Source organism: Psychrobacter sp. TB20-MNA-CIBAN-0197 (genome assembly GCF_040309765.1).
GTDB lineage: Bacteria > Pseudomonadota > Gammaproteobacteria > Pseudomonadales > Moraxellaceae > Psychrobacter > Psychrobacter submarinus.
Map to the genome: position 1 here is coordinate 1 of NZ_JBEOPC010001145.1, position 248 is coordinate 248.

Genomic DNA, 248 nt, shown 5'->3' on the forward strand with positions numbered 1-248 from the left:
GCTCAGTATTAGGCGTTTTTGCACCAATACGCAACCTTATCTCAAATAATGCGTTAAGCGGATACCTTGTCTGCCGCTGGTAAATCAGAAAAATGTAGCGTGTCGATGTTATTTGGTTTGACCGCTGTTACTTGTACCACACCGATGGTACGCTCCAAAAAGCCGCCTTCACAGTAGCAGAAATAAAACTCCCACAAGCGAATAAAGGCTTCATCATAACCGAGTGCTTTGATTTCATTGCGCTGCGC

At 44.8% G+C, this 248-nt stretch carries 1 pseudogene; it reads right to left on the reverse strand.

Features of this window, described 5'->3' with window-relative positions:
• Positions 1–53: 53 nt before the first annotated feature.
• Positions 54–248, reverse strand: a pseudogene (locus AAEY83_RS17515) (SAM-dependent methyltransferase); the annotation flags it as partial.